Consider the following 799-nt stretch of genomic DNA (forward strand, 5'->3'; position numbering starts at 1 on the left):
GACAAGGTGTTCGAGGTGATCGAAGCGCATGGTGACTTCAACCACGGTTTCACTTATTCCGGCCACCCGGTGGCGGCAGCGGTGGGGTTGGAGAACCTGCGCATTCTCAAGGACGAAGGCATCGTCGAACGGGTGAAGGCAGAAACGGCCCCCTATCTGCAGAAGCGTCTGCGTGAACTGGCGGATCATCCGCTGGTAGGCGAGGTGCGCGGTGTCGGTATGTTAGGTGCCATCGAGCTGGTACAGGACAAGGCGACGCGCAAGCGCTTCTCTGGTGATGTGGGCGTGGGCATGGTTTGCCGCGGCCACTGCTTTAATAATGGTCTGATCATGCGCGCCGTGGGCGACACCATGATCATCGCGCCGCCACTGGTGATCAGCCTGGCGGAAGTGGATGAACTGGTGGAGAAAGCACGCAAGTGCCTGGATCTGACCTGGGAGCAGGTGCGCAGCGCTGTGTAAGCCCGCTGTACCGTGGGAGGGGCTTTAGCCGCGACAGGAAACACTTGCGGCTAGAGCACAATGCCCCCAGCCGCTTTTACAAAAGCAAAACCCCGCGACCGGCAACGGTGGCGGGGTTTCGTTTTTCAGCCGCTTATTTGAGGCTGTTTTTCAACGTTTGCGCTGCCTGATCCATGGCGGAGCGTACCGCCGGGACTTCGGACACCACATTGAGCAGGCCGTAGTCGTGGATCATGCCGTTGTAGCGTACGGCAGTCACCGGCACACCGGCGGCGTTCAGGCGGCGAGCGTAGGCTTCGCCTTCGTCACGCAGCACGTCCATTTCGGCGGTCTGCAC

General features: G+C 60.7%; 2 protein-coding genes. One reads left to right on the forward strand and one right to left on the reverse strand.

All coding sequences use genetic code 11. From position 1 onward, the window contains the following. Positions 1–462 (forward strand): aminotransferase class III-fold pyridoxal phosphate-dependent enzyme (locus tag INS93_RS24590; protein ID WP_192985860.1); only part of this gene is annotated, 462 nt, incomplete at its 5' end. A gap of 133 nt (positions 463–595) precedes the next feature. Here the strand turns inward: INS93_RS24590 and INS93_RS24595 are convergent. Further along, a partial coding sequence (locus tag INS93_RS24595; RefSeq protein WP_192985861.1) for an alpha/beta hydrolase fold domain-containing protein occupies positions 596–799 on the reverse strand: 204 nt, incomplete at its 5' end.

It is taken from the genome of Pseudomonas sp. EggHat1 (assembly GCF_014892995.1).
In the GTDB taxonomy this organism is placed as follows: Bacteria; Pseudomonadota; Gammaproteobacteria; order Pseudomonadales; family Pseudomonadaceae; genus Aquipseudomonas; species Aquipseudomonas chaetocerotis.